This window comes from Arthrobacter sp. 05T47, from assembly GCF_056395825.1.
In genome coordinates, this window is sequence record NZ_JBFTKG010000019.1 from 1 (window position 1) to 24079 (window position 24079).

Genomic DNA, 24079 nt, shown 5'->3' on the forward strand with positions numbered 1-24079 from the left:
GCCCTACATCGGCTACCCCCGGACGCTCAACGCGCTGCGGGTCCTCAACGAAGTCGTCCCGGCATGAGTAACCCCACCGCCGTCCTTGTTGTTGGTGCGACCGGCAGCATTGGGCATCTGGTGGTCGAAGMGGCTCTCCGGCACGGGTACCTCACCCGTGCCCTGGTCCGCGATCCTGGCAAGGCCGGGCAACTGCCTGTCGGGGCCGAAGTGGTTTTCGGGGATCTCACGCGGCCGGAAACCCTGRCCGCTGCCGTGGACGGGATCGACGCCGTCGTGTTCACCCACGGTTCCCACGGYGGCAAAKCCGGGGCGGAAAGCATCGACTACGGCGGGGTGCGCAACGTGCTGACCGCGCTGGGSTCCCGCACGGCGCGCATCGCCCTGATGACGGCGATCGGCGTCACCAACCGSACGGGCGCCTACAACCTTTCGACCGAGGCGCACGACTGGAAGCGGCGCTCCGAGCGTCTCGTGCGGGCCAGCGGGTTGCCYTATACGATYGTSCGGCCCGGATGGTTCGACTACAACGCGCCCAACGAGCACAGGCTCGTCCTCCTGCAGGGCGACACCCGCCAGGCCGGAAATTCCAGCGACGGGGTCATCGCACGCCGACAGATYGCGGAGGTCCTGGTCCGGAGCCTGGGCTCGGGCTCCGCRCTGCGCAAGACCTTCGAACTGGTGGCAACCGCCGGCCCGGCACCGGAGGACTTTGACGCGCTGTTTGGCCGGCTTGAAGCGGACGGTGCCGGCGCACTCGACGGCGTCCGGGACGCGGCGAACATGCCGCTYGCCGACGAGCCCGTACGGGTGCGGGACGATCTCGGCGCCGCCGGACACTAGCTCCCCGGGACRCTGGCAGCATGGAAAACGGTCGCCGACGTCGGGAMAGCTGGCTGACCGGGCGGGACGGCCCCACKACGGTCGGGGGCCGCCGCAGCGGCCGACACGGTGGGTCTTGATCCTCACGCTGCGTGAGGATCTACGGTTGTCCACATGAAAGAGACGAGCGGTGCGGCAGGTCAGTGGAGCATCGGCGAACTCGCCAGCGCGTGTGGCGTCACGGTCCGGACCCTCCATCACTACGAYGACATTGGTTTGCTCTCGGCAAGCAAGCGGACYTCTGCCGGCCACCGCCGCTACACCGAGGAAGACGTGCGGCGGCTGTACCGGATCCGTGCACTGCAGATGCTTGGACTCCCGCTGGCCGATATCGGCCCCGCGCTGGGGACCGCCGCCGATGATATGGCCTCGCTGCGCACGCTCCTGGAGCGGCAATTGCARCACACTCGCCGGCAGGCCGAGCAGATCCAGGCAGTCCAGGACCGGCTACGGGACCTGCTGTCRCGCATCGACCCCTCACACAACGRCCCTTCATACGAGGACGGGCCAGCCATGCCGGACCCGGAACAGTTCCTATCAACATTGGAGATGATTGCCGTGCTCGAAAACCACTTCACAACCGAACAGCGCCAGGAACTGGCCGACCGCAGAACAGAACTCGGCGCCGGCCGCATCGAGGCGGCCAAAACCCGATGGRCCGCGTTGGTCGAGGAAGGCCTCCGGCACGCAGGGAACGGGACGCCGGTCTCGGATCCGTCGGYCCGGGAGTGGGCCAGGGCCTGGGAGGAAGTCGGATCCTTGTTCCACTCGGGCGAGCAGACCAAAACCGCCGCCCGCTCCATGTGGCAGGAAAATAGCRCCGCCCTCAGCGCCGATCTGCCATGGTCCGCGGARCAACTGACCGGACTGATGGCCTACYTGGAAAAGGTAAGGGCGCAACCCTGACAACGTCCTTTTGGCCGAGTTTTTTCGCGGTGCTTTTTGGAAGCGGCGGATGCAGAATGGAAGGAAGCCGGGCTGATTCCGCAGCCCCCTCCAGCATCGAGGACGGCACATCATGACGAGCAACAGGGCACGGACTGCACTTGTGTTGGCAACGGTTTTGATAGGGCTGAGCGGGTGTGCCGGAGGTGGCGGAACACCCGCGCCGGCCACGACGGCCGCAACCTCTGCCCCGGCGGCGTCGACCGCRCCAGGAACGGGGAGCGGGGCGGCAACCGCCGCCGCGGCGGCCATCACAATCAAAAGCTTCGCCTACGAGATCCCCGGCTCGGTGGCTCCCGGTGCGGAGGTGAAGGTGGTCAACCTGGATACGGCCGAGCACACGGTGACTGCTGACCAGGATGCGACRCTCTTTGATGTCGAGGTCAAGGARAACGGCGGTACGGCCACCTTCAAAGCACCTTCCCAGCCCGGCACCTACCCCTTCCACTGCAGGTATCACTCCAACATGCACGGCTCAYTGACCGTTAAGTGACCGCGGACTYGAGCTCAGCACGGGGAGCATATGCGTCGTGCGGCCCYGGCAGTACGGTTTCGCCCATGGGAAAAACCGTCSGYGCGGGCGGAATGACGGCCGTTCTTMTGTTCGCCTTGTCCTCGTGTGCCACGKCACCGGCGTCGACCGACATGGCCAGGGAAGCGGCGTCGACCGTGGCGTGTCACGGTGCCTATGTCGCGGATATCGACACGAGTGTCCCGGGGGACCCGACGCCTGAGGCGGCCGCTGCGGCGTGGGCCAAGTCGGTGGTCGCGCCYGYCGGCGCCCCAACCGATGAATGGAAACAAGCTGATGAGCAGACGGTGCGCAGTGGYGACTGGATCGTGGGTGTCAGCCGCACMGTTCCTGGTGGCTGGGTTGTTTCCGGCCTKGGSTGCGAAGTCCATCAGCGYTGATGTCGCCTGGCSCGCAKGCACGCCCGGTGTGGCCTGCTGCCGTCCGGTTGCCTGTTGCAAGCTACCCCTGCGGCGCGGGTTCGACGCACTCCACGGCGTAGGGTTTGGTGGCCGAGCGCTGMAGGGGRCGGCGCAGGCGCACCTGGTAGGGGCCGCTCAGGAACGTGGCGCGGGGGTCCAACTGGACAACCAGGAGKGGTTCGTCGCGGGCGGCCTCMACCCGCACCACCATGCCGTCCCGCCGCCCGCCCACGAGCAGCGGGGTYGCCGGCTCCACCGCGGTCTCCTTGAGTCGTTCCTGATGTTCGGGCCCCGCGGCCAGGAAGAGGATTCCGTGGGCGACGCCTACGACCGTCAGCGGAATCACGGCCTCAGGCTCCGGCGTGGTTCCTGGGCGGATGGGGGATTCCGGTTCGGGCATCACCCTGGCTGCTTTCAGGTGCCGGTCGCATTCCTGGCACGGGGTACGCGCCCCGGCGTCCGCGAACAGGGTAACGAGCAGTCCCCGGGGTGCGTGGCTCCATTTGTCGGCCACAACAGGACACCACGCCGTATGGTATTCGGTCCCGTACTTCATCACGTAGACCTGGTCATGGCCAAGAAGCGGCAGCCCTTCCCGCCGCGCGACCGGCTCGACCGGCTTGAGCTCGCCAAGGCCCCCGGCAGCAGCACGGGCGGCCTCGCCGGCCTTGAGGTACTTGAGGATCAATGGATTGAGTTGGCGTTTTGGTTTCGGAATTGCGGGGCCTTCCTGTGCGGCGGGAGCGCGTTCGGCTCTCCCTGGTTACCCCCTATCTAGCTTGCGGGCTTTTCCGCTGAGTTGCCAGTCGGGACGGCGGCATCTTCATGCCACTCCCGGGCACGATCGGCGATACCAGCAGAAAGTATTCATCGACGAGGTCCTTGTTCATAAGTGCCTTGATGAGAGCGTCGGGCTGCCCAAAAGGCTTCGGATCCTCTAGACCCTGCTCCTGCCGCCGGCGATAGCGCCAAAGTCAAGAGGACAATGACTATCAGGCAAGGCCCCTGGCCCGGCGTCTGGGAACACACCTTCGGCCAGCGTTGTTAACTACTACAGACCAAAAATGAGAACCGCATACACAGCACTGATAATTCCATCTCAACTCGCCGAACCCATCCGGATTGAATCTGTTGAACCCGGCCTTCAGCCCCTGCAAAGCCTGGTTGGCGGAGACATTGAGGACGTGACACGCGGTGACTGGCGTGTCTTCCTCAACGCCGAAGGCGTGATTGTGAACCTTCCACCGAACCTGCGTGCCGCCCAGCTGATGGATGACTGCGGCCTGGACCTGGCAGGGGTGGCACGCGGCACCGCTATCTTCCTGGGCCGCGGCGATCTCGGCGAGGAGGCAGACGTCCCCGAGCCTTTGATCCGGCGGGCAGAAGAAATGTTCGACACCCGGCTGGTTGCTTAACGGGGGATCGCGCCGGACCTCATCCGCGGCTGGTCAGCCGGATTGTCCGCGCGCGGTGGATGGCTACGAGCGCAATGGCGCTGGCCGTGAGCCTGATGGCGTGAATCCGGTACCACCGCGTCAGCAGGGGTTTGCGGCGCATCTCGCTCAGCGGGTGGGGGCTGAAGAACAAGCGTGGGTTGATGGACCGGAGCAAGTACGCGGTGGCGGCCGCACCAGTCGCGGAGCCCAGGGCAGCGACTATCAGCCAGCCTCTGGAGTTGGAATGCTTCCAGCCGGCCACGAGGGCAGCGACGGCGACGGGCGCATTGAGCGGTGCGATCGGGGCGTAGTAGCGGCCCGGGCTTCCCGCTCCAAAGGGCGACCGGGGGAGTTCAGGGCTTGCTTCCGATGCGGCGACGCGGTGCGGGATCTTGACGAGGGCCTCGTAGAGGTTGCCGAAGAACCAGTGGGCGTGGCTGAACTCCGCAATGCCCAGCAGGCGGTCAGCGATCGTTTCCCGGCGGCCGGAGGAAATCTGTTCCATGCCCACAATCTACGCCCTGGCACTACGCCGGGCCATTTGGTCCACGGAAGGTGCATCTAGCGGAATTGAGCGAAGACGCCCATGGACATCGGATCAGTGTTGCACAACTGTCCGCTCACCGGAGGGTATCCGCTCAGGGTTCCTGCCCAGTGGCAGTTTGCTCGATCGTGACGGTACCGGCGTCGCCATCCACGCGGATCCGCTGCCCGCTGGTGAGCCGCTGGGTGGCCACCCCGGTGCCGAGCACGGCGGGAATGCCATACTCACGGGCCACGATTGAACTGTGGCTCAACGGGCCGCCGACGTCGGTGACCACCGCGGAGGCCATCGCAAACAGCGAGGTCCACGCCGGCGTCGTGATACGGGCCACCAGGACGTCCCCGGGGACCATCAGGGCAAAATCCTGGGGCCCCCTCAGGACGCGCGCCGGAGCGGTGACCCGGCCCGCGCTTGCGCCGACGCCCTTGATAATGTCGCCTGGCTGGTCCTGTGAGCCTGCGGGCATCATGCTCCCGAAGGCCCGCTGCATCCACCGGCTCTCCGGGAGCAACTGCGGGGCAGCGGCCTTGGCTTGGCCCCGCCAAAGCATCTTGCGCTCTTCGACGGCGTCTGCGCGGACGGGCCGGTCCGCCCCGGTGATTGCCACTGCGGCCGGTTCGCCCGGCGCGGCAAGGCCGAACTCGACGGCGCTTCGCAGCTCCTGCTCGCGCAGCCAGAACACTTCGGCCGGTTGGGCAATGACCGCGGAGTGAACCAGACGCTGCCCGAGTTCCAGCAGCATGCGCCGCAGCAGCGGCCAGGCCAGACCGACGTCGGCCAAGGCGTCCTCGCGGATCGGGGCCGCGCTCTGCGCCCACCGCAGCAACCGGAGGAAGCCGGCCCGCCGCTTTGGCCCGAGCCGGCTGACCGCCAGGTTGGTTTGGTCCTCCCTCCGTGCGGCCGACAGCCGCTGGCGCTCGTGCGGGTCATTGCCCTGCCCGCGCAGGTAGAACTTCGCCGTCTCCAGCAGCGACGACGGATCATCGGCCGGCACCGGGCTGAGGAAATCTAGGTTGAAGACCGCATGGCCAAAACGGTCCAGGTGAGCCTGGAAGCGCGCCTGCCACTGTTGCCACAGTGTCTGGTCGAAACCGGCCGGGATGGACCCGGTGCGCTGCGACTCAACCAGTGCCGCCGTCGGCATATCGAGGATCGCCGGTGCAAGCCCGGGAACCCCCCGGGCCCACACCGCGAGGTCGTACAGTGACTTCTCAGCCCGGATGGGTTCGCTGTCGTAGCCGAGGAGGAACGTCTGCGCCGGGGGGTCCCCATCGCGGCGGACGAGCCTGTCGTAGTACGCCCGGAAGGTGACTTCGCTGGTCGCGGCGATCGGAATGATCGACTGCACCGCCGTGTAGTACACCGTGCCGGCGTCCAGCAACGTCTTCACACCCTCAAGCAGTTCCCCACCGGAAAGCTCCCGGACCCGCTTCGACGACCAGTCCTGGATCACCCGCTCGTAGCGCGGATGCGAAAAGTTCCGCCACCCGGCCACCCCCATGTGCGCCTTGCCGCGGGCCAGCGCGCGAACCGCGGTCAACGACTTGCCCATCACCCGCCACATACCGGAGTTGCGGTAGTAATAATAGGCGTAGCCGTTCACGGTAGGCAGTCCGACGTCGTCCTCCCGGATGACGTTCTGACCGACGGCCTCGGCCATCAAGGCTCTCAGCGACCGGGTAACGGAGCCGTCGATGAGGTCGGCGAACAGCGGCGAGAGCGGGTCCGGCAACTGCTCCACGATGCTCGCCCGGAAGTACATTCCTTTCGGATAGGGCACCGTCCAGACATCGGGGGTGTCGGCCGCCGGTTCAGGCAGCGCCGTGATCGGCCGGGACTGCAGGATGAAGAACTCGTCACCGGCCCGTGCCCACTCAATGTCCTGCGGCGTACCGAAATGGTCCGCAATCCGTGCCCCGTAGCCGGCCAGCAGGGCCGCGGCACGGTCATCCAGAACTGGCTCACGGCGGCGGGACGCCGGCACGGACTGCTCCCTCGTGCCGTGCTCCGCGTAGACGGTCATGACCTCCTTGTCAGCAGTCCGGCGCGACAGCACACTGCCCGCCGCTGCTTCGACAACGACGTCGTCAGTGGTGACAGTTCCGCTGACCACGGACTCGCCCAGGCCCCACGCGGCACTGATCACAGTCTGGTCGCGGCGTCCGTTGGCCGGATTGGCGGTGAACATGACCCCGGCCGCCTCGGCCTCCACCATCCGCTGGACCACAACCGCGAGGCGGACCGCGTCCGGTTCGATGCCTTCACGTGCACGGTAGGCCATGGCGCGCGCAGTCCACAGGGATGCCCAGCAATCAGTGACAGCCGCGGCCAGGGCCTGCACCCCGCGGACGTTGAGGTAGGTCTCCTGTTGGCCGGCGAAGCTGGCCGAGGCGAGGTCCTCGGCTGTGGCGGAGGAGCGCACCGCCACGGCCGTATCTCCGTCGCCGAGGAGCCCGTAGGCGGTGCCGAGTTCTGCTGCGATTACGGCCGGCATGGTTCCGCCGGCGAACAGGGCGCGGATCCCTTTGGAGGCATCCTCGTAGTCCTTTGGCGTCGACTGCGGCGACAGGGAGGCTAGCTCCCGGATGCCCGCGGCGAGGTGGTTGGCCGCCACAAAATCCGCATAGGCTGCGGTGTTCAGCACAAACCCGGGTGGGACAGGGAGTCCGGCCCGTACGAGGCCTCCCAGTCCGACGCCTTTACCGCCGGCCAAGGCGGCGTCGCCCTGTCCCACATCGCCGAAGTTGATGATGTAGGTCATGACTGCGCGTCCTTTCTGCCCGGAACGGGGCTGCCTTGAGTGAGCCTGATTCCCAACATACTGACACCACCGCAGGCAAGAGGCCATAGCTGCGCCGCAGGTCCCGGTAGGAACGTCCGCACGACCCGGGGGTCTCCGGAGCCAGCAGATGGGGTTCCGGCAGAATAGGCCCATGAAACTATTCGAGTCCGAGATATCAGTAATCCAGGCGGCGGAAAATCTGGCTGCCAGGCTCGGAACGGACCCGAACCACACTGTCGCCGCGGCTGCCGGCTTTGCCGGGCGGACACCAAGGCCGTTGACCTAGCTCTCCCGGTCGATCTGAAGGTAGCTGAGTCCGCTGACGTCGAGCCAGAACTTGGTGGGCGTCTCAACGAGACGCAGGAGGACGCCCCCGCAGGAACTGCAGCGCACGACGATTCCCGGGGCGTCGGTGTAGACGGCGGCTTCCCCGAAGACCCTGACGGCGCCACAGTTCTTGCATCGACCAATCGCGGCGACGATGTCAATGCGGAACAGTTCCCACAGCTGTCCTGCCGCCGCGTTTCCATCGAGGTGAGGTATCGGATTGCCCGCTGTTCCGGCGATGTCCTGGTCCTCGAGGCGCGGGTCCTCGGCGCCAGGGGAAGAGCCGTTGCTGCCAGTCACCGGATTCCTCCCGTTCCGCCGAAGCGTTCGGTTTTGATTGAGGCGGCCGGATAGCCCGCCTTCACGAGCCAGTCTGTGACCGTTTCGACAAACATCGTCTGGCCACAGATGAAGATATCGGGAGAATCTTCTGCCGGCAGGATGTTCGCCAGCAGTGTTTCTGCGGTGAGTCTCTTCGGGGCGCTTGGCCAACCGTCCGGCACTGCGCGTGTGTACACATGGTCGACGGTGAGCTTTTGGGATTCCCGGCTCAACGTAAGCAACTCGTCCCGATAGAACCCGGTCTCCGGCGACTTGAGTGAGTAGAGCAGCCGGAACTGTGAAGGATTCTTCGATGCCTCGTGGGCGCGGATCATGGCCATGAGCGGGACGACGCCGGATCCTCCGGCAATCAGCTGTACCGGGTTCGAATCGGTCGGCCGCCAGACGAACCAGCCGCCGACGGGGCCCCGGATCTCCAGCTGGTCTCCGACCATGAGGTCCCTGACCAGGTAGGGGGAGACCTCTCCGTTGGCCAATTCGTCAACCGTGATCTCCAAGATTTCGTCCATTCCGGCCGTCGCCACGGAGTAGGACCGCACGGCTGTGTAACCGTCGTCAGCCGTGAGCCGGACATCGATGTGCTGGCCCGCAAGGTTGCCGTTCAGACCGTCCACGCGCAGCCCGATGGTTCTGGATGATTCCGTTTCGGGAACTCCACTGACCACCTCGGCAACGCGCCACAGGGTGCTCATATGTCCTGCCTCATGAGTAGCGCTCTTCGCGCCACGGGTCGCCGTAGATGTGATACCCGTTGGATTCCCAGAATCCGGGAGCATCGTGTGGCATCAGTTCGATGCCGTTGATCCACTTCGCGCTCTTCCAAAAGTACAAGTGGGGCACCAACAGGCGGGCAGGGCCGCCGTGGGCCCGTTCCAGTGGCTCACCGTCGAATTCCCAGGCCACCCATGCCTGGCCGTCCAGCAGGTCCTGCAGGGGAACGTTGGTTGTATAGCCGCCGTAGGAGTGGGCGGTGGTGAATTCCGACGACGTTTCCACGTCCTCGAACAGGGTGTCCAGGGACACGCCCCGCCACGAGGTGCCCAGCTTGGACCAGCTGGTCACGCAGTGAATGTCGGTCCGGATGTCATCCTGCGGCAACGCCATGAACTCATCCCACGACCAGGCACGGCGCTGCCCCGTCTCGGTTGTGATGAAGAATTTCCAGTCCGTCGGGGCGATATAGGGTGCCGGGCCCGCCGTCAGCACGGGAAAGCTCCCCGTCTCGTATTGGCCGGGCGGTAACGCTGGATTGCCGGTGCGCCGTTTTCCATGAAAACCGGACGAGATGATTCCCATCATGTACCTCCGATGCGGAGATCCGCAGGTCGAATGTAGTCGGTGCCCCAACGATAGGGCAACGGCAGGACAGGGTCCAGACATGCAAACATTCCGGCCCGGTGCCACGGCCCTGATGACTGGCTCGGCTTCCTCCTCTCGCCGGCCGACTTCCATGGCGCTGCTCCGTCGCTGCTCTCGTGGCACACTTTCTGCCATGGAGCCAATGGACTGTCTGGTCATCTACGTCCCCACCGCAGCTGCCGAGGCGGTCCGGCAGGCCATAGGCGACGCCGGAGCGGGGAGGCTGGGCAACTACTCGCACTGCTCGTTCAGCCTCGAAGGCGCCGGGCGCTTCACGCCGCTGCCCGGCGCGAACCCGACAATCGGCGTCGTCGATTCCCCCGAGGAGGTGCCGGAAACCCGGATCGAGGCCATTTACCCGCGCTCCCGGCGCAGCGCCGTCGTCGACGCCGCGCTGTCCGCGCATCCGTACGAGACGCCGGCATTCATGACCTTCCCGGTCGATATCAGCCTGCCGCGGGGTTGAGCCGCGGTCAGGGACGTCACGCCTCAGATGCTGGGAGACCCTGGGTAACTATTTCGCCACTGCGGGCGAGATGTTCGGCAACGTCCCGGAGCTTGAGGTTGGATCTGGAACTGGCACGGCTGAGGAGCAGAAAGGCCTGCTCGGCCGTGATCTTGTACCGCTCCATCAGGATGCCTTCGGCCTGGCCGATCAGCTGCCGGGCCACCAGGGCTTCGCCGAGCTGACTGATTTTCTGGGAATCCGCGAACGCTACGGCGGCGTGCGCGGCGACCAGCAACCCGATCTGTTCGGACTCGTCGTCGAAGGCGTCGGGACCCGCTCCATAGAGGTTCAGGGCGCCGAGCCGATCATCTTCAACGAACAGCTGGAACGAAAGCATGCTTCGCGCCCCGAGTTCCACGGCCGCCCTGGCGAAATCGGGCCAGCGGTCCTCCAGACTGAGGTCCGGGACACGAACCACCCGATCCTCGTGGGCCGCGTCCATGCACGGCCCCTGCCCGGTGGAACTCTGCAGGGCATCGACCCGGCGTGCAAGCTCGCCCGAGGCGGCTTTGGAGTCAATTGTCTTCCGCCCTGTCGCGAGGCTGATGGAAGCATGCGCGGTACCAGGAATCAGGTCCAGGGCGGCATAGACAATGCCGGAGAGGACGGCGTGGACGTCATCTTCCTGTTGCAGCTCCCGGGCGAGTTCGCTGAGTTGGGTGGCCAGTTCGGCGCTGACGGGGCTGTTTTCCTGCCGGGTGGTGTCTGCATCTGGTCGGTCCACGCCCATCACTGGCCTCCGCTGCTCGGTGTTTTGCTTGATCCTATACGTCCGGCAACTTCCGCGCCCGCCGCGTGGTCGCGAAGAGGTCCAACGCCTTGCATCCCGAGCAGGAACTCACTCAGGACCCCATTGCTGGTCCTCCGGCACCGGCGTAGGCTCGCCCGCAGAAGCGGCCGTGCCCACTGCCCGCCACGGCCCCGACTGGGAGCGCCGGGACGAGTCCGGCACGGAAGGACCTGCGATGGACGCCATTGACGATCCTGGCACCCACAACGGGTGGCCCCGGCTACGGGTCGATGATTGGATTCAGACCCGCGACACCGTGCACATGTGGACGCAGATCGTCGGCAAGATCCGCATGGCGCATTCTCCGATGCTGAACCACTGGTGGCACGTGACCCTGTACGTCACGCCGCGAGGACTGACGACGTCGACAATCCCTTATGGGCGCGGGGCCTTCGACATGGAATTCGATTTCTGTGACCACCGGCTGAACGTCCGCTCCAGCGATGGCTCCGCCGGGAGCATCGTCCTGGCGCCCAAGTCGGTGGCCGAGTTTTATGCGGAGGTGTTCGCGACCCTTGCCAGGCTCGGCATCCAGTCATCCATCCGTGCAGTCCCGAACGAGGTGGACCCGGCCATACCCTTCGCCGATGACCACCGGCACGCATCCTACGACCCAGATGCGGTACGAATCTTCTGGCAGCAACTGGTTCAGGTGGACCGGGTCCTGACTGACTTCAGTTCGCACTTCAGAGGCAAAGCCAGCCCTGTCCACCTCTTCTGGGGGTCCATGGACCTGGCATATGCCCGCTTCTCCGGACGCGAGGCCCCCACCCACCCCGGAGGTGTCCCAAACTGCGCGGATTGGGTCATGGTGGAGGGCTATTCCCACGAGCTGAGCAGTTGCGGGTTCTGGCCCGGGGTGGGGGATGAAGGGGCCTTCTACGCTTACGCGTACCCCGAACCAGCAGGGTACGCGGAGTACATCCGGGAAACCGATGGGGTTGTCTACCGCCGGGAGGACAAGCTCTACCTCCTGCCCTACGAAAATGTCCGGACCGCGCCGGACCCCGACAGCACGCTGTTGCGGTTCCTCCGCTCCACGTACGAGGCGGCCGCGGTGACAGGAAACTGGGACCGCGCGGGACTTGAAGTGGATCCCCGCCGTTGGCGGCGGTGATGTAACCCCCAGGCAGCAGGACACGCGAGGTGCGATCCGCACCGGGCCCCTTTCCTGCGTTGGGATTGGCTACGAGAGTAGGGTGGAGCGTGAGTCGAGGGCGCGCATCCGAGGGGGAAGCCACATGGACGCCATCTCTGGAATCGAAGTGTCGGTTCCACCCAGCGGGACCGGTTGCGTTGAGTGCCTGGCCGGCGGAGGGTGGTGGTTGCACCTTCGCCGTTGCGCCCAATGCGGTCACATCGGCTGCTGCGATACCTCGCCGGCCCAACACGCCACGGCACATGCGCGCTCTACTGGCCACCCGGTCATCCGCAGCTTTGAGCCTGGCGAAAGCTGGTTCTACCACTATCCAAGCTCCTCATTTATTGACGGGCCGGACCTTGAGCCGCCGGCCCACCACCCAGAAGATCAGAGCGTTCCGGGCCCAGCCTCGCGCGTGCCCGGTGATTGGACGCAGCACCTGCACTGATGACGGGCGGAGTCAGCCGGTGATGAGGAGCTTGGCTGCTGCGATTGCGAGCCAGTCCTTCAGTGGGATGTTCTGGTGGTGGTCCCGTTCGGAGTAGGTGACCCAAACCTTGCCTTTGCAGTCAAAATCGATGTTTACCAGGTTGTCCAGGGCGGTCCGGGGCCAGCGGGCAATAGCCACGTTGTCGGTGATTTCGACCAGGCGCTGCGGTGCAGCCGTCCAGGCAGGCTCCTTTCCTGGTTTGCGGGACGGCAGAGAGATCACGCGGCCCGACGCCGGGACCAGCTCCTTGGGATTGACCAGCTTCTTTACGGCGCTACCGCCTTCGAATGTACTCAGAATGGTGTCCATGCTCAGGAACTCGTCTCCGCCGAAGCTCGTGGACTGGCGGTAGAAGCAGATGCGGCCGTCGACGGTCAGGAATGCAGTGCCTTGGTGTTCACTTTCCAAGGGCCAGCCGAGGGACTGGGCCACGAAATGCCAGGCGGTCCAATCGGTTCCGGTGGTGACGACGGCGAGGCTCGTCGGCGCGGAGCGCTTGAGGAGTCGCTTGCTGGCGTGTCCCAGCGCGCGTTCCATGCGGTCCGCGGCGGCGCGGCGGGCGGACTCGTAGACGCCGGGGACGGCTTCATTGGCAGCTCTTGCCGCAGTAGATTCCATGGTGGCCGCCCATCCCGTCTGGGTTGTTTGGGTTGTCTGGATTGATCGCCGCGGCGGAGGCTTGCGCTTCATTTTAGGGCGCTGGTAGAGGCCGGAAGCCGAAAGACATCCAATGTTCATCGACCGGTCACCGGCCGCGGGCAAGCCTCGAGCAGAAGGCGAGGGTGTTAACTGGGAGGGTGAGCTCCCTACCGTCGGCGCGTACCCAAAGGCTTGTGCTGTGGATCGCGATTCTCGCGTCCTTTGTGTCGTTTCTGGACAGCAGCGTCATCAACGTGGCGCTGCCGGCCATTTCCCGTGAACTGGGCGGCGGTCTGACGACGCAGCAATGGGTTGTTGACGCCTACCTGATTACCCTGGGTTCACTGATCCTGGTGGCCGGTTCGCTCTCTGATCTGCTCGGACGCGTTGTGGTCCTCCGCGCTGGCCTGATCGGATTCGGCGCAACGTCGGTGATGTGTGCGCTGGCCCCCACGGAGGAGTTCCTGATCCTGGCGAGGGCGCTCCAGGGCGTCGCGGGCGCCCTGCTGGTGCCCAGTTCCCTCGCCCTGATCACCTCAAACTTCGACGACGCTCCCCGGGCGAAGGCGATCGGGCAGTGGACCGCCGGTACAACCGTGGCGTTCATCGCGGGCCCGCTGCTTGGGGGAGTGCTGGTGGACTCGGTGGGATGGCGTTGGGTTTTCGGAATCAACGTCCTGCCCATTGCTTTGACGCTGTACATGTTGGGCGTGCTGCGGGCCAAGGATGTTCGCGTGGCTGGGGTGCGCATCGACTACCCGGGCGCCGTTCTTTGTGTTCTGGGGTTGGCGGGTCCGGTCTACGCGCTGATCGAACAAGGCAACTATGGCTGGCGGAGCCCGCTTATCCTGATGCCGTTCGTCCTGGGCATCCTGTGCCTCGCCGGATTCATTTGGCGGGAACGGACCGCGCGGCAGCCTCTCCTGCCACTCAGCCTCTTCTCCGTCCGAAACTTTGCCGTCGGCAATGTGGCGACGGCCTTCGTCTACGCGGCGCTGTCGATCGGGGGATTCATCATCGTGCTCTTCCTGCAGCAGGTGGCCGGGTTTCCGGCGACGTTGGCTGCTCTGGCGTTGCTTCCGGTCAGTCTCGTCAACATCCTCCTGGCATCATGGTTTGGCTCACTGGCCGGGCGCTTCGGGCCGCGCTGGTTCATGGCCCTGGGACCCGCTCTCGCCGGAGTTGGATACCTCCTGATGCTCGCAACTGAAATCCCGGTCAACTATTGGACCCAGCTGATGCCCGGGATCCTCCTGTTCGCAGTCGGGCTCTCTGCGACAGTCGCGCCGCTCACCGCCGCCATTCTCGGCTCGGTGCTAGAACAGCAGGCCGGCATCGGCTCTGCAGTAAATAATGCCGTGAGCAGGGTTGCGGGTCTGGTCGGCATCGCAGTGGTCGGCCTGGTTGTGGGCGGCAAACTTGAACTGGACGGATTTCACCGGATGCTGGGCGTGACCGCCGTCCTGCTCATCCTCGGGGGCATAGTTTCCGGCGTCGGTATCCGGAACCCTCCCCTGCCGCAGGCTGGCCCGCTACGACACAAAGCCGGATCGAAAAGCATCCGGGGCAACCGGCAGACACGGCCGGGCTGACGGCCGGGCGGGGGCCTATGGCCGCCAGGGCAGTCCCGAGCGCTGAGGTGGCTCTCCTCTGGGGCGCGCCGGAACGCCTTGCCCGGGTATGACGCTCCTGCGACGATGGCAAGGTGAACAGGCCTATCGGATACTGGGTCAAGCGCCTGGACGCGGCGCTGGAGGCACAACTCGATTCCACGCTGGCCCGCGTCCACCTGACCAGACGGCAGTGGCAGGTCCTCAACTTGTTGAGCTCGGCACCCGCAACTCCGGCGGAGATATGGGATTTCTTGCGCCCCTTCGACACTGGCGACGGCGGACAGGAACGCGACCTGGCCGCGCTCGTTCGCAGGGAGCTCGTTTTCCTCCTCGATGGCCGCCTCGCCCAGACCGGGGCCGGCTACGCCCTGCATTCGGAGGCCTCCAGGCTGGTCGAAGCGACCCGCCATGAGCTCACGGCAGGCATCGGAGCCGATGAGTACGCCATGGCTGTCAGCGTCCTCGAACGGATGACCAACAACGCCGACCGGCTCGCGGCGAGATAGCTGAGTGCGTCTTCCCTGATCCACCTGCTGGGATTCCTCGTCGGTAGAGGGGTCCCGACAGCGGATTGCTGCGGGCCTTGCTGTGGCCGGCCGAATCCGTGGAGTTCCAGGCAGATCCCGCGATCGGCCTGGAAATCCAAGAACTGGACAAGATGCGTCCAGTAGCGGTCATGTTGCTTCTTCCGGCACAACGGCACGCCATAGTCTGGCTCCGGTTGACGGGACGGGAACTCTCTCTTGGGTTCTGCGATGCCGGCCGGCAAGGAGGATCTGATGGGCATTGGCAAGTACGGACCAAATTGGAAATTCCGGTCAGCGGTTGTGGCGGTCGCCCTGGCGGCCTCTGGCGTCGGCTTCGTCGCTACCACCGTCCCCGCGGAGGCCGCATCGTCGAAGGGATGTGCGGACGGGGGGTTCCGCGTCCTCGGTAAGGCCGGCGACTTCGACGGCGCCGTGGCGGCTCCGGGAAACCGGTTCCGGGTCCAAGGAAAGTATGTCCAGTTCGACGTCGATCCCGCCAATTTTGCCATCTACAACTATGCCTTCACCGGCGCGGCAAATGAATTGGACCTCACGGGCGGCCGGGCAACGCCGGTCTATGCGAGCAAGATCCCGGACCACCGCGGCCTGAAATTTACCAGTGCCGTAGCGCTGAAGGTTAAGGACACGGACGTGGTGATGTCCCGAACCGGGACTGGCGGCTTGTCGATGACGATCCAGGCTAAGGACTGCGCCTCCGGTGGACTGTTCCAGATGGAGCCCGAGCGCGGCGACGGAACCAGGACGCTCATCGTGCACCGGCTGGCGGCCGGTGCCTTCTATTTCGACAACTCCAACTTCCGCACCAGGCTCGGGCAATTCCTCGGCTCCGCGTGCACCAGCGTTCAGGCCGGACCGCCGAGCCAGTTCTGTGCCCGGGTGGCGCCCCGGGTCAACATCGGCAACGCGGTCTCCGCCAAGTTCGTGGTGCGCGACAGCGCGCAGGTTGCCACCCGCGTTCGGCAGCCGGACTGTGGCGCGGACTTCACCAACAACCTCGCCCTCGCTGAAACCCGGGACCATTGCGGCGGCATGTCCATCTGGGACGTGGCCAGCGGCGGACGGATGGGAATGGTGACTGGTGAGGACGCTACCGAGGTCGCCAACCCGGCCACGGAGTGCGTACAGGACTGCCAGGCCCAGAATCAGGTCCGGGGCCGCCTTGCCAATCTCGGTTTCCCATTTCCCGTTCCTGCCGCGAGCAAACTGACCCCACGAATCTCGACAGCAGGTTTGACCGCTCCTCTGACCCGGTAGCCCGCCGCACTTCGACCGGGGACGGCGTTGCACACCGCACGAATGTCGTAGATCACGGGGCGCTCGTTCGCTCGCCCAGCGACGCAGGGGCATGGCGATCCCCGAAGTCCGGACAGGCCGCGGTCAGGGCTTCTGGGACGCCGCCGCGGACGGGTCAAGGTCCGCGAGGGTCAGTGGATGCGCCGGCGCCTCCGGGAAGGGGAACGTGGCCGTCACGGCCAAATCCGGACCAACGTGCACCATTTCGCCGGGATCCATGGGACGCCACCCCGGGTTGGGATCCATGGGCTCGGTGGCGATAAGGACGTGCGCGGAACGGGACAGATCCCGGCTGTGTGCGTGGATGCGGGCGCTCCGTGCATCCAGGGGTGCCGGCTCGGCGCCCGCGGCAGGCTTGCGTTCCAGCACGTGCAGCTCATGGGTGGCCGGGTACCTGACCGCCCAAAGGTCGGTCGCCGTCGTCACGATGAAGTTCAGGCTGAAGACGGGCAATTCCTCGGCAACCCACCGGATGGCCCGGGTGATGCCTTCCCCGACATCGCCGCCTGAGCGCCGGCTCTCGGCGGTGATCAGCGCAAAGAGGCGTTCGCTGTCCGTCTGGCCGTGCACCAGATCCGCGACGCCGAGTTCTGCCAGGCGCTGATTGAGCCGCCCCAGGTCGCCGAAGGCGCCGTTGTGGGCGAACAGCCGCCCGTCTTGTTCAAACGGGTGCGTGTTGACCATGGTGTGTGCGCCGGTGCTGGCGTACCGCACATGGGCAAGGAACGTGGTGCTCTTGAGGACCCGGGCCTCGCGCGCGAAGGCGTGGTCCTCCCACGCCGCAAGCGGTTGCTTTGCCACGTGGGCCCTGCCGTTCGCGTCAAAGGTGCCTATCCCGGCGCCGTCGGGCTCCCGACGGCTTTGGGCCGACAGGCTGTCCGGGGCGTCCAGGAGCCAGAACGTCGCCCGGACCGGACCAGGCCCGGCGTGCAGGCCGAACAGTCGGCACATGGGCCCTCCTCCTTGTGGTGTGTCGGCCGCAGCCGCGGCAGGACCTGCCTGGTGGTCACGCTACCCGCGGCGGCCGTTGCGCCCAAGCCATTTGCCCTGCACGCTTCCTGGCCTTCGTCATGTACATCATTGCGTGAATACATGCACGGCTGTACTTTGGATTCATGGAGACCCTCACGCATGCCCCGGTGCTGGCACGGTTCGGCTACGCGGTTTCGGACCCTACCCGGGCCCGTACTTTGCTGGCCCTGGCAGACGCGCCGGCGTATCCGTCCGATCTTGCCGACTCCCTCGGGGTATCGCGGCAGAGCATGTCCAACCATCTGACCTGTCTTCGCGGCTGCGGGCTTGTGGTTGCGGTTCCCGATGGCAGGCGGACCCGGTATGAACTTGCTGATGCCCGGCTGGGCCATGCCATCAAGGACCTGATCGGCGTGGTACTCGCGGTCGACCCGTCGTGCTGCGCGCCGGACGGGACGTGCCTGGCATGACGGCCCTCCTGCACGCGCCGGCGCCTGAGCGCCGGGCTGTCCTGACCAGGCGGATCCGGCTGTTCGCCGCCGCAACCATCACCTACAACCTGATCGAGGCCGTCGTGGCCCTGTGGGCGGGCGGCGTAGCGGACTCTTCGGCGCTGATCGGGTTCGGACTGGATTCCGTGATCGAGGTTGCGTCGGCACTGGCGCTGTCCTGGCAGTTCTCCGCCAAGGATCCGGAGCGGCGTGAGCACCTGACGCTGCGGATCATCGCCATTTCGTTCTTTGCCCTGGCGGCCTTCGTCACCGCAGATTCCGTCCTGTCCCTCACCGGCGGGGGCGAGGCGCAGCACTCCGTCCCGGGCATCGTCATCGCCGCCCTGAGCCTGGCCATCATGCCCGTCCTTTCCTGGCTGCAGCGCCGGGCAGGCCGGGAGCTGGGTTCCAGGACGGCGGTCGCCGACTCCAAACAGACCCTTCTGTGTACCTATCTTTCTGCGGTCCTTCTCGTCGGCCTGGTGCTGAACAGCACCCTGGGCTGGTGGTGGGCAGACGCCGGCGCAGCCCTGGTCATTGCCGCGATCGCCGTCCGCGAGGGCATCAACGCCTGGCGCGGAGATGTTTGCTGCGCCGTTCCGCACGGGGCGAATGCCGGTGAGGCATCTCAACCTGGGGCCGATCCTGCGCCCGGCGCCGGTTCGGGCTGCTGTGAGGGTTGCGGAACCGGGCCCGGACCACAGGATGYGGCATCGACGTTGGCTCCCGGAAGCACTGAGTTGTAGGCCTGCCGGGTCCCAGTGGACCGTTCAGATGGCGGAGGAGCGGCGCTCGATCAGGACGGTGTCACGCCACTGTCCGGTAAGCGGGCCGTGGGCCATCCTGGCGATGCGGCTCCTGCGCCCGACGACGACGTAGCCGTTGGCCAAGTGGAGTTTGAGGCTGGCTTCGTTTTCGGGGAAGACGCTGGCCTGGATGGTCCAGATCCCGTCACTCTCCGTGGAGTCTGCCAGGGCTTGCAGCAGCGCCGCGCCCAGGCCGCGACCGCGTGCATCGGCTGCGATGTAGACGGAGTGCTCCACCACGCCAGCGTAGGCAGGGCGGGCAGAGACGGGGGCGACGGCGGCCCAGCCAAGGATCCGGCTGTCTGCGGCCTCTGCGACGAACCGGTGGCGCGGCAGCCTCGAAGCGTTGAAGCGGTCCCAGTCGGGCGCCTCTACTTCGAAGGTGGCGTGGCCGGTGGCGATTCCCTCACGGTAGATCCCCTGGACGGCCGGCCAGTCGCCGTGGTGCATGGCGCGGATCGTGACCGCGGACAGTTCGAGCGCGGTCACAGGGCCGCCAGGAGTCCGGCTGTCCGCTCCAGGGCGCCGGGAACCAGGGAGTAATACGCCCACGTCCCGCGCTTTTCGCGGTGCAGCAGCCCCGCGTCGACCAGGATCTTCAGGTGGTGGGAGACGGTGGGCTGGCCAAGGTCCAGCGGTTCGGTCAGGTCGCACACGCAGGATTCGCCGGACGGATCGGCCTTGACGATGGAGAGCAGCCGCAGCCGGTTCGGGTCGGCCAGCGCCTTGAAGACCAGCGCCTTCTGCTTCGCCTCCTCAGCACCGAGGGCAGTCACTCCTGCCGGGGTGCAGCAGGTTTCACCGGTGGCCGGTTCGAGGACAGGGAGCAAGTTCATGTACCTATTATGCCCGGATATTGATAATCATCAATGTATACGAGTGTGAGGAGTCACCCGGCTGCCGGCGAGGCTAGGTGCGGGCTGGCTCGGAACTGTGCGCCAGCACGACGTCGTCCGCGGTGCGGGCCGCCGAGGGGAACAGGATCAGGAGGAGTCCGAGACCCGCTGCCGCGCCGACCATCTGTGCCACGACGAAGCCGGGAACGGAGGCGGGTGCGATGCCGGCGAAGGTGTCAGTGAAGATTCGGCCCACCGTGACGGCCGGGTTGGCGAACGATGACGAGGAGGTGAACCAGTAGGCGGCCCCGATGTAGGCGCCCACCGCCGGTGCCGCGAGAACGCCACGGGATGTGGCAGCGAGGGCGAAAATGAGAAGGATGAGGCCGGCGGTACCGACGACCTCGCCCAATAGGTGTCCCGTGGTTGCACGCTCCTTGGTGGAGATGGAGGTGCTTACCTCAAACATTGCGTTCGCGACCACGCTGCCACCGACCGCACCCACAGTCTGGGCAACCACATAGGTGCCAAGCTCCGGCAGGCTCAATCCGGTGCCATTACGCCGGCCCAGGATCCAGTCGGCGGCCGAGACCGCCGGATTGAAGTGCGCGCCGCTCATGGGCCCGAGTACAAGGATCAGCACCGTCAGGCCGAGCACGGTGGCGGTGCTGTTCTGGAGCAGCTGCAGGCCTGGGTCATTGGGGGAGAGCTGCTGGGCGGCGATTCCGGAGCCGACGACGATCATCACGAGCAGGCTGGTGCCGAGCAGTTCGGCGGTGGCGCGGCGCCATAACGGCGGCTGGTTTGAAGTCATGGCAACAGCTTGACTGAAAGAATTGCCTCAATCAAAATTGAACCAATGAATATTGAGGCAGCAGGCGCTTTCCGGGCGAGGGTCGCCAAGCACGCGGCCCTCGCTGATCCTGCGCGCCTGCGCATCGTTGATCTGCTGACTCTGGGTGACTTCTCCCCGACGGAACTGCAGGCGGAGCTGGGGGTGCCGTCGAATCTGCTCTCCCATCACCTGCGCGCCCTGGAAGAGGCCGGGCTGACAACCCRCCACCGCTCCGAGGCCGACCGGCGCCGCAGCTATGTTCGGCTTGTTGCCGGCGCCCTGGAAGGCCTGGTGCCCGGGGCTGAGCACGGGGCCCGCCGCCTGCTGTTCGTCTGTACTCGAAACAGTGCCAGGTCCCAGCTGGCCGCCGCGCTCTGGCGGCGTGTCAGCGAAATCCCCTCGACGTCGGCGGGAACGCATCCCGCGGAGAGCATCGCCCAGGGGGCCATCGAGGTCGCCCGCCGCCACGGCGTCGATCTGGCAGACGTTCCACCGCGCAAGCTGGAGCACGTGGTGGGGGAGGGGGACTTGGTGGTGACCGTGTGCGACAACGCCCATGAGGAACTGGCCAGCCTTGGCGGTGTGCACTGGTCCGTGTCGGACCCGTTGCGCCTGGGTACCGATGAAGCCTTCGAGCAAGCGTTTACGGATATCGTCCACCGCATCAACGGCCTCGCACCCCGCGTGATCGCCGCCTAAAACCCGAAATCCACCAATATTGACAAGTATCGATTTATAGTTCGATACTTCAAGCATCGACAAGCATCAATGTCTACGCAGTCAAGAGTGGTGCGGGACGACGACCTCATCAAGACCGATCCACACCTAACTGATTCCAGGAGAAACCCGTGAGTACCGAAACCGCCAAGAAGCCCTCCGTCCTGTTCGTCTGCGTCCACAACGCCGGCCGCTCCCAGATGGCCGCCGCCTTCCTGACTACCCTGGGCGAGGGACGGATCGAGGTCCGGTCCGCCGGTTCCCAGCCCGCGGACAAGGTCAATCCGGCGGCCGTGGAGGCCATGGCCGAACTCGGGATCGACATGTCTGCCGAGATCCCGAAGATCCTCACCACCGAGGCTGTGAAGGAATCCGACGTCGTCATCACCATGGGCTGTGGTGACGAATGCCCCTATTTCCCCGGCAAGCGGTACGAGGACTGGGTCCTGGAAGACCCCGCCGGGCAGGGCATGGACTCCGTCCGCCCGATCCGCGACGAGATCAAGACCCGCATCGAGGACCTGATCGCGTCGCTCACGACCGTCGCCAAATAGCCCCCGCTGAGCATTGGGAGATTTGGACCTGCAGGCTTCTCCCAACTGAACCACCACACCTATGGATCAAACAGAGGAAACCATGGATTCTGCGAAGAACCTTCCCGTTGCAGTGATCGGCGCCGGGCCCGTGGGCCTGGCGGCCGCAGCCCACCTGATCGAACGCGGCCTGGAACCGCTGATCTTCGAGGCCGGCCCGTCCGCGGGCGCGGCCATTGAGCAGTGGCGCCACATCCGGCTGTTCTCCCCGTGGCGGTTCAATGTCGATGCCGCCGCCGCCCGCCTGCTCGAAGCCTCCGGCTGGAAATCGCCCCGCCCCACGGCCCTGCCCTACGGCGGAGAACTCATCGATGACTACCTCGCCCCGTTGGCCGCCCTCCCGGCCATCAGTTCAAAGCTGCAGACCGGCGCCAGGGTCATCGCCGTGACCCGCGCCGGCATGGACAAGACCCACACCCGCAACCGCGACAGCACGCCGTTCGTCCTCCGGGTCCAGCACACGGACGGAGAAACCCGCGACCACACCGTGGCCGCGGTCATCGACGCCTCCGGCACCTGGTCCACCCGCAACCCGCTGGGGACCTCCGGGCTCCCCGCCATCGGCGAAGACTCCGCCGCGGACCGGATCTCCGCCCCGCTCCCGGATGTCACCGGCCGCGGCCGTGCCGCGTTCGCCGGACGCCGCGTCCTGGTAGTCGGCGCCGGTCACTCCGCCGCCAACACCCTGATCAGCCTGGCGGACCTGGCCAAGGATGAACCGGACACCCGGATCCTCTGGGCGGTCCGCGGCGGGTCCGCCGGGAAGGTCTACGGTGGTGGCGACGCCGACGGGCTGCCCGCCCGCGGCCAGCTCGGTGCCCGCCTGCGCCGCCTCGTCGAGGCAGGAAGCATCGAACTGCACACCGGCTTTGGCATCGGCTCGCTGAAATCTCTCGCCTCGCACGTCACGGTCGAGTCCGTGGACGGCCGCATCCTTGAGGCCGACGTCGTCGTTCCCTGCACCGGTTTCCGCCCGGACCTGGACATTCTGCGTGAACTCCGCCTGAACCTGGACCCCGCCGTCGAAGCACCCACAGAACTCGGCCCGCTCATCGACCCGGAGTTCCATTCCTGCGGCACCGTCCCCCCGCACGGCGCCGCGGTGCTGGCCCACCCGGACAAGGACTTCTACATCGTTGGCATGAAGTCCTACGGCCGCGCGCCAACGTTTCTGCTGGCCACGGGCTACGAACAGGTCCGTTCCGTCGTCGCCGCCCTGGCCGGGGACCGCGAAGCGGCCGACACCGTCCAGCTCGAACTCCCTGAAACCGGCGTGTGCTCCTCCGACGCCGGCACCAGCTGCGACGTCCCGGCCGCCCCCGCGGTATCAGAGTCCTCGTGTTGCGCGGCTCCTGAACCGGTGCTCGTCGGATTCCCCACCGGACTGTCCCACGGCCGCTCCGGCGAAACCGGCTGAAGCGGGCCTACGTTCCATGATCTGTCACACGCCGGCACCGACATTGAAGTCTGGGAAACGGACGAGCCCTCCGGCGGCCTACGAGCTGGTGCTGGACGCCAGCACGCCCAGGCCGAGTGCGGCGATGATGCCGCTGCTACCGCGTTCGAGCCACCGGCTTACGCGGGGGCGCTGCAGCCATGCCATTGCTTTCGCCGCCGCGATGGCGACGGCCGCCAGATAGAGGAAGCCGATGGCGCTTTCGATGGCGCCGAGCACCATGGCTGTGTCCAGCGTGTTGCCGCCGTGCGGAATGAACTGCGGCACGACGGCGAGGTAGAACAGGCCGACTTTGGGGTTCAGGAGTGTGGAGAGTGCGCCGGCGCCAAACCCTGCCCTTCGGCTGTGGCTGCGGCGCGGAGGGTGCCCGACCGTTGTGGCGGTGGCTGACCTGCCGCGGGCACGGATCAGCGACGAGATACCCAGGTACAGGAGGTATAACCCGCCTGCGATCTTCAGCCACCGGAACACTTCCGCGGGGTCCTCCAGCACGGCGGCGAGTCCCACGCCCACCAGCGCCGCCCAGACCATGGAGGCCAGCGCCGAGCCGAACGCCGCGGCCAGGCCAGCCCCGGCACTCTGCAGCGAGATCCGGAGCACCAGGAAGGTGTCCGGGCCCGGGGTGACGGAAAGCAGCAGGCACAGCCCGGCAAAGGCCAGCAGGGTTACGGCGGTCATGAGGACCATTGTCGGGGTGCCGGCCGCCTGGTTGCAATTACCGCGGAACTGTAAGACGTCGTCGGCCGCGTTCACACCCAGTTCACAACTATGGGTGCCCTGCCAGGGAACCCCATGCGCCCC

Annotated in this window: 29 protein-coding genes; 16 read left to right on the forward strand and 13 right to left on the reverse strand. The window is 66.2% G+C overall.

Translation table 11 applies throughout. The features are described 5' to 3' along the window. Positions 1 to 63: 63 nt before the first annotated feature. The 3 genes from AC1DEY_RS13940 (at position 64) to AC1DEY_RS13950 (ending at position 2320) form a co-directional block, all read left to right on the forward strand. Positions 64 to 843, forward strand: a complete 780-nt coding sequence (locus AC1DEY_RS13940; protein ID WP_476868446.1) for an SDR family oxidoreductase — start codon at positions 64 to 66, stop codon at positions 841 to 843. 153 nt (positions 844 to 996) lie between these two features. Continuing rightward, positions 997 to 1788, forward strand: a complete 792-nt coding sequence (locus tag AC1DEY_RS13945) for a MerR family transcriptional regulator (protein WP_476868447.1) — start codon at positions 997 to 999, stop codon at positions 1786 to 1788. 112 nt (positions 1789 to 1900) lie between these two features. Beyond that, positions 1901 to 2320, forward strand: a complete 420-nt coding sequence (locus tag AC1DEY_RS13950; protein ID WP_441408942.1) for a cupredoxin domain-containing protein — start codon at positions 1901 to 1903, stop codon at positions 2318 to 2320. Between the two features lie 480 nt (positions 2321 to 2800). On the opposite strand, the gene AC1DEY_RS13955 is transcribed toward AC1DEY_RS13950, so the two are convergent. Then, the gene (locus tag AC1DEY_RS13955) at positions 2801 to 3448 is read right to left on the reverse strand and encodes a hypothetical protein (RefSeq protein ID WP_476868448.1); all 648 of its coding nucleotides are present in this window, start codon (positions 3446 to 3448) and stop codon (positions 2801 to 2803) included. Positions 3449 to 3824: 376 nt separating this feature from the next. Here AC1DEY_RS13955 and AC1DEY_RS13960 point away from each other — a divergent pair, with 376 nt between their 5' ends. Next, a complete protein-coding gene (locus AC1DEY_RS13960) occupies positions 3825 to 4175 on the forward strand; it encodes a DUF3846 domain-containing protein (RefSeq protein WP_476868449.1) in 351 nt (116 codons plus the stop codon). Between the two features lie 19 nt (positions 4176 to 4194). On the opposite strand, the gene AC1DEY_RS13965 is transcribed toward AC1DEY_RS13960, so the two are convergent. Both AC1DEY_RS13965 and AC1DEY_RS13970 read right to left on the reverse strand, forming a co-directional pair. After that, positions 4195 to 4701 carry a hypothetical protein gene (locus tag AC1DEY_RS13965; protein ID WP_476868450.1) on the reverse strand — a complete coding sequence of 169 codons (507 nt, stop codon included), beginning with the start codon at positions 4699 to 4701 and terminating at the stop codon, positions 4195 to 4197. A 133-nt stretch (positions 4702 to 4834) separates the two neighbouring features. Continuing rightward, positions 4835 to 7501, reverse strand: a complete 2667-nt coding sequence (locus tag AC1DEY_RS13970) for a PEP/pyruvate-binding domain-containing protein (protein ID WP_476868451.1) — start codon at positions 7499 to 7501, stop codon at positions 4835 to 4837. 172 nt (positions 7502 to 7673) lie between these two features. Between AC1DEY_RS13970 and AC1DEY_RS13975 the strand changes: the two genes are divergently transcribed. Continuing rightward, positions 7674 to 7808, forward strand: coding sequence for a hypothetical protein (locus AC1DEY_RS13975; protein WP_476868452.1), 135 nt, complete (start codon positions 7674 to 7676; stop codon positions 7806 to 7808). On the opposite strand, the gene AC1DEY_RS13980 is transcribed toward AC1DEY_RS13975, so the two are convergent. The 3 genes from AC1DEY_RS13980 to AC1DEY_RS13990 are packed head-to-tail and all read right to left on the reverse strand — an operon-like array spanning position 7805 to position 9397. Continuing rightward, on the reverse strand, positions 7805 to 8149 hold the full coding sequence (locus AC1DEY_RS13980) for a DUF6510 family protein (protein WP_476868453.1): 345 nt from the start codon (positions 8147 to 8149) through the stop codon (positions 7805 to 7807). The genes AC1DEY_RS13975 and AC1DEY_RS13980 overlap by 4 nt on opposite strands. Continuing rightward, a complete protein-coding gene (locus tag AC1DEY_RS13985) occupies positions 8146 to 8883 on the reverse strand; it encodes a ferredoxin reductase (RefSeq protein ID WP_476868454.1) in 738 nt (245 codons plus the stop codon). Before AC1DEY_RS13985 ends, AC1DEY_RS13980 begins: the two co-directional genes overlap by 4 nt. Before the next feature lie 10 nt (positions 8884 to 8893). Next, positions 8894 to 9397, reverse strand: a complete 504-nt coding sequence (locus tag AC1DEY_RS13990; protein ID WP_476868455.1) for a molybdopterin-dependent oxidoreductase — start codon at positions 9395 to 9397, stop codon at positions 8894 to 8896. A 286-nt stretch (positions 9398 to 9683) separates the two neighbouring features. Here AC1DEY_RS13990 and AC1DEY_RS13995 point away from each other — a divergent pair, with 286 nt between their 5' ends. Beyond that, the gene (locus AC1DEY_RS13995; RefSeq protein WP_476868456.1) at positions 9684 to 10016 is read left to right on the forward strand and encodes a hypothetical protein; all 333 of its coding nucleotides are present in this window, start codon (positions 9684 to 9686) and stop codon (positions 10014 to 10016) included. Between the two features lie 16 nt (positions 10017 to 10032). Here the strand turns inward: AC1DEY_RS13995 and AC1DEY_RS14000 are convergent, their stop codons facing one another. Further along, complete coding sequence (locus tag AC1DEY_RS14000; protein ID WP_476868457.1) at positions 10033 to 10782, reverse strand: GAF and ANTAR domain-containing protein; 750 nt, start codon at positions 10780 to 10782, stop codon at positions 10033 to 10035. 175 nt (positions 10783 to 10957) lie between these two features. Here AC1DEY_RS14000 and AC1DEY_RS14005 point away from each other — a divergent pair, with 175 nt between their 5' ends. Both AC1DEY_RS14005 and AC1DEY_RS14010 read left to right on the forward strand, forming a co-directional pair. Continuing rightward, positions 10958 to 11965, forward strand: coding sequence for a DUF5996 family protein (locus AC1DEY_RS14005; RefSeq protein WP_476868458.1), 1008 nt, complete (start codon positions 10958 to 10960; stop codon positions 11963 to 11965). A 124-nt stretch (positions 11966 to 12089) separates the two neighbouring features. Continuing rightward, entirely contained in the window at positions 12090 to 12437 is a 348-nt protein-coding gene (locus AC1DEY_RS14010) for a UBP-type zinc finger domain-containing protein (protein WP_476868459.1), read from the forward strand. A gap of 12 nt (positions 12438 to 12449) precedes the next feature. Here the strand turns inward: AC1DEY_RS14010 and AC1DEY_RS14015 are convergent, their stop codons facing one another. After that, entirely contained in the window at positions 12450 to 13097 is a 648-nt protein-coding gene (locus tag AC1DEY_RS14015; protein WP_476868460.1) for a hypothetical protein, read from the reverse strand. Between the two features lie 179 nt (positions 13098 to 13276). On the opposite strand from AC1DEY_RS14015, the gene AC1DEY_RS14020 reads away from it, so the two are divergent. The 3 genes from AC1DEY_RS14020 to AC1DEY_RS14030 all read left to right on the forward strand — a co-directional run bounded on the left by AC1DEY_RS14020 (position 13277) and on the right by AC1DEY_RS14030 (position 16533). Beyond that, positions 13277 to 14710 carry an MFS transporter gene (locus tag AC1DEY_RS14020; protein ID WP_476868461.1) on the forward strand — a complete coding sequence of 478 codons (1434 nt, stop codon included), beginning with the start codon at positions 13277 to 13279 and terminating at the stop codon, positions 14708 to 14710. A 113-nt stretch (positions 14711 to 14823) separates the two neighbouring features. Continuing rightward, the gene (locus AC1DEY_RS14025) at positions 14824 to 15237 is read left to right on the forward strand and encodes a MarR family transcriptional regulator (protein WP_476868462.1); all 414 of its coding nucleotides are present in this window, start codon (positions 14824 to 14826) and stop codon (positions 15235 to 15237) included. 273 nt (positions 15238 to 15510) lie between these two features. After that, entirely contained in the window at positions 15511 to 16533 is a 1023-nt protein-coding gene (locus AC1DEY_RS14030) for a hypothetical protein (protein WP_476868463.1), read from the forward strand. Between the two features lie 123 nt (positions 16534 to 16656). On the opposite strand, the gene AC1DEY_RS14035 is transcribed toward AC1DEY_RS14030, so the two are convergent. Beyond that, a complete protein-coding gene (locus AC1DEY_RS14035) occupies positions 16657 to 17523 on the reverse strand; it encodes a class II glutamine amidotransferase (RefSeq protein ID WP_476868464.1) in 867 nt (288 codons plus the stop codon). Between the two features lie 164 nt (positions 17524 to 17687). On the opposite strand from AC1DEY_RS14035, the gene AC1DEY_RS14040 reads away from it, so the two are divergent. Further along, on the forward strand, positions 17688 to 18014 hold the full coding sequence (locus AC1DEY_RS14040) for an ArsR/SmtB family transcription factor (protein WP_441408923.1): 327 nt from the start codon (positions 17688 to 17690) through the stop codon (positions 18012 to 18014). Beyond that, positions 18011 to 18781, forward strand: a complete 771-nt coding sequence (locus AC1DEY_RS14045; RefSeq protein WP_476868465.1) for a cation efflux transmembrane domain-containing protein — start codon at positions 18011 to 18013, stop codon at positions 18779 to 18781. The genes AC1DEY_RS14040 and AC1DEY_RS14045 overlap by 4 nt, the downstream gene beginning before the upstream one ends. 24 nt (positions 18782 to 18805) lie before the next feature. Here the strand turns inward: AC1DEY_RS14045 and AC1DEY_RS14050 are convergent, their stop codons facing one another. From AC1DEY_RS14050 to AC1DEY_RS14060, 3 genes are all read right to left on the reverse strand, one after another. Further along, entirely contained in the window at positions 18806 to 19291 is a 486-nt protein-coding gene (locus tag AC1DEY_RS14050; protein WP_476868523.1) for an N-acetyltransferase family protein, read from the reverse strand. A gap of 35 nt (positions 19292 to 19326) precedes the next feature. Beyond that, entirely contained in the window at positions 19327 to 19677 is a 351-nt protein-coding gene (locus tag AC1DEY_RS14055; protein WP_476868466.1) for an ArsR/SmtB family transcription factor, read from the reverse strand. 73 nt (positions 19678 to 19750) lie between these two features. Next, a complete protein-coding gene (locus AC1DEY_RS14060; RefSeq protein WP_476868467.1) occupies positions 19751 to 20491 on the reverse strand; it encodes an aquaporin in 741 nt (246 codons plus the stop codon). A gap of 45 nt (positions 20492 to 20536) precedes the next feature. Here AC1DEY_RS14060 and AC1DEY_RS14065 point away from each other — a divergent pair, with 45 nt between their 5' ends. The 3 genes from AC1DEY_RS14065 (at position 20537) to AC1DEY_RS14075 (ending at position 23239) form a co-directional block, all read left to right on the forward strand. Further along, the gene (locus tag AC1DEY_RS14065; protein ID WP_476868468.1) at positions 20537 to 21211 is read left to right on the forward strand and encodes an arsenate reductase/protein-tyrosine-phosphatase family protein; all 675 of its coding nucleotides are present in this window, start codon (positions 20537 to 20539) and stop codon (positions 21209 to 21211) included. A gap of 149 nt (positions 21212 to 21360) precedes the next feature. Further along, entirely contained in the window at positions 21361 to 21783 is a 423-nt protein-coding gene (locus tag AC1DEY_RS14070; RefSeq protein ID WP_476868469.1) for an arsenate reductase ArsC, read from the forward strand. Positions 21784 to 21865: 82 nt separating this feature from the next. Then, complete coding sequence (locus tag AC1DEY_RS14075; protein ID WP_476868470.1) at positions 21866 to 23239, forward strand: FAD-dependent oxidoreductase; 1374 nt, start codon at positions 21866 to 21868, stop codon at positions 23237 to 23239. Positions 23240 to 23317: 78 nt separating this feature from the next. Here AC1DEY_RS14075 and AC1DEY_RS14080 read toward each other — a convergent pair whose 3' ends face one another. Further along, entirely contained in the window at positions 23318 to 23956 is a 639-nt protein-coding gene (locus AC1DEY_RS14080; protein WP_476868471.1) for a LysE family translocator, read from the reverse strand. Positions 23957 to 24079: the final 123 nt, after the last annotated feature.

Excerpts from the sequence above, each read along its gene's own strand:
- AC1DEY_RS14080 (WP_476868471.1), bottom strand. The coding sequence starts at position 23,956 with ATGACCGCCGTAACCCTGCTGGCCTTTGCCGGGCTGTGCCTGCTGCTT.
- AC1DEY_RS13975 (WP_476868452.1), top strand. The coding sequence starts at position 7,674 with ATGAAACTATTCGAGTCCGAGATATCAGTAATCCAGGCGGCGGAAAAT.
- AC1DEY_RS14040 (WP_441408923.1), top strand. The coding sequence starts at position 17,688 with ATGGAGACCCTCACGCATGCCCCGGTGCTGGCACGGTTCGGCTACGCG.
- AC1DEY_RS14015 (WP_476868460.1), bottom strand. The coding sequence starts at position 13,097 with ATGGAATCTACTGCGGCAAGAGCTGCCAATGAAGCCGTCCCCGGCGTC.
- AC1DEY_RS13965 (WP_476868450.1), bottom strand. The coding sequence starts at position 4,701 with ATGGAACAGATTTCCTCCGGCCGCCGGGAAACGATCGCTGACCGCCTG.
- AC1DEY_RS14035 (WP_476868464.1), bottom strand. The coding sequence starts at position 17,523 with ATGTGCCGACTGTTCGGCCTGCACGCCGGGCCTGGTCCGGTCCGGGCG.
- AC1DEY_RS13970 (WP_476868451.1), bottom strand. The coding sequence starts at position 7,501 with ATGACCTACATCATCAACTTCGGCGATGTGGGACAGGGCGACGCCGCC.
- AC1DEY_RS13985 (WP_476868454.1), bottom strand. The coding sequence starts at position 8,883 with ATGAGCACCCTGTGGCGCGTTGCCGAGGTGGTCAGTGGAGTTCCCGAA.
- AC1DEY_RS14010 (WP_476868459.1), top strand. The coding sequence starts at position 12,090 with ATGGACGCCATCTCTGGAATCGAAGTGTCGGTTCCACCCAGCGGGACC.
- AC1DEY_RS14030 (WP_476868463.1), top strand. The coding sequence starts at position 15,511 with ATGGGCATTGGCAAGTACGGACCAAATTGGAAATTCCGGTCAGCGGTT.
- AC1DEY_RS14055 (WP_476868466.1), bottom strand. The coding sequence starts at position 19,677 with ATGAACTTGCTCCCTGTCCTCGAACCGGCCACCGGTGAAACCTGCTGC.
- AC1DEY_RS13960 (WP_476868449.1), top strand. The coding sequence starts at position 3,825 with ATGAGAACCGCATACACAGCACTGATAATTCCATCTCAACTCGCCGAA.
- AC1DEY_RS14060 (WP_476868467.1), bottom strand. The coding sequence starts at position 20,491 with ATGACTTCAAACCAGCCGCCGTTATGGCGCCGCGCCACCGCCGAACTG.
- AC1DEY_RS14050 (WP_476868523.1), bottom strand. The coding sequence starts at position 19,291 with ATGCACCACGGCGACTGGCCGGCCGTCCAGGGGATCTACCGTGAGGGA.
- AC1DEY_RS13995 (WP_476868456.1), top strand. The coding sequence starts at position 9,684 with ATGGAGCCAATGGACTGTCTGGTCATCTACGTCCCCACCGCAGCTGCC.
- AC1DEY_RS14075 (WP_476868470.1), top strand. The coding sequence starts at position 21,866 with ATGGATTCTGCGAAGAACCTTCCCGTTGCAGTGATCGGCGCCGGGCCC.